Genomic DNA, 1726 nt, shown 5'->3' with positions numbered 1-1726 from the left:
CCAGCCCAACCAGGACTCCAGGCCCAAGCGGTCGCGCTGGCCGCCAAGTCGGACGTCGCCATCGTGTACGCCAACGACTTCGAGACCGAGGGCTCCGACCTGGGCGACATCGAGCTGCCCGGCACGCAGAACGCCCTGATCTCGGCCGTCGCGGCCGTCAACCCGAACACCGTCGTCGTGCTCAACACCGGGTCCGCGGTCGCGATGCCGTGGCTGGACAAGGTGAAGGGCGTCTTCGAGGCGTGGTACCCGGGCCAGGAGTCGGGCAACGCCATCGCCCGGCTGCTGTACGGCGACGTGAACCCGTCCGGCAAGCTGCCGGTCACGTTCCCGACCTCGCTGGACCAGGTGCCGGCGTCGACCGCCGCGCAGTGGCCCGGCGTGAACGGCCAGGTGCAGTACTCGGAGGGGCTGAACGTCGGCTATCGCTGGTACGACACGAAGAACCTCACGCCGGCCTACCCGTTCGGCTACGGCCTGTCCTACACCAGCTTCGCGTTCTCCCACCTGCGCGTCGACGGCAGCACGTTGCGGGAGGACGGGAAGATCCGGGTCAGCGCCGACGTCACCAACACCGGCAAGCGGGCCGGGGCCGAGGTGGCCCAGCTCTACCTGTCCGCGCCGGCGTTGGTCGGCGAGCCGGCCAACCAGCTCAAGGGTTTCCAGAAGGTGGACCTGGTCCCGCGCCAGACCAAGCGTGTGACCTTCGAGCTCAGCGCGCAGGACGCATCGTACTGGAACTCCGACGCCCAGGCCTGGACGCTCGGGGCCGGCAAGTACACCGTCCACATCGGAGACTCGTCGCGGAACCTGCCGCTGTCCGACGGCTTCCGTGTCGACCGCACCTCCGGCCCGCGCTTCACCAAGGTCACCGCCCCGGCTTCGGCGCTGGGTGGCGGCACCCTGTCGGTGACGACGACCTTCACCAACGGCGCCACCGAGGACGTGCGGGACGCCACCAGCTCGCTGAGCGTTCCGGCGGGCTGGAAGGCGAAGGCCAAGTCGCCGGCCGACTTCCGGATCGTTCGCGCCGGTCAGTCGGTGTCTACGACGTGGTCCGTGACCGTGCCCAGCGGCGCTACTCCCGGCAGCGCGACGGTGAAGGGCAGCACCCGGTACAAGGGGTCCGGCCGCACCTCGCCCGGTGACGGCTCGGCGACTGTCCAGGTGGCGTACCAGAATCTCGCCGCCGCCTTCACCGACGTGGGCGTCAGCGATGACGCCAACCCGGCCGTGGGCAACCTGGACGGCTCCGGCTACAGCTATTCGGCGCAGGCGCTGGCCACGGTGGGCGTGACTCCCGGCGGGGCCGTCGGCGGCTTCACCTGGCCCAATGTTGTTGCGGGGCAAGCAAACACCGTGACAGCGGCCGGCCAGTTGGTGCAGTTGGGCGGCGCCGGTTCGACGCTGTCGTTCCTCGGCACCGGGACCAACGGCACACAGTCCGGTTCCGTGACTGTCACCTACACGGACGGCACCACATCCACCGGCACGGTCACCTTTGCCGACTGGTACAGCAATGCCGCCGTCGCCGGCTGCACGCTCGTGGTGACCTCGCCGCACTGGAACCGCCCGGCCGGCAGCACCTTGCCGGCCGACCATCCGGTCAGCCTCTACGCCAGTTCGATCCCGCTGACCGCGGGCAAGCAGGTCGCCTCGATCAGCCTGCCCGGCAACGCAAGGCTGCACGTGTTCGCCACCAGCATCAGCTGACGATGGTGCGCCG

Annotated in this window: 1 protein-coding gene; it reads left to right on the top strand. The window is 69.8% G+C overall.

Features of this window, described 5'->3' with window-relative positions:
* The coding region (locus KUTG_RS60900) for a glycoside hydrolase family 3 C-terminal domain-containing protein (RefSeq protein WP_043716038.1) at positions 1 to 1713 on the top strand (1713 nt) is incomplete at its 5' end.
* Positions 1714 to 1726: the final 13 nt, after the last annotated feature.

Source organism: Kutzneria sp. 744, from assembly GCF_000568255.1.
Classification (GTDB): domain Bacteria; phylum Actinomycetota; class Actinomycetes; order Mycobacteriales; family Pseudonocardiaceae; genus Kutzneria.
This window is presented reverse-complemented; position numbering and strand designations above follow the sequence as displayed.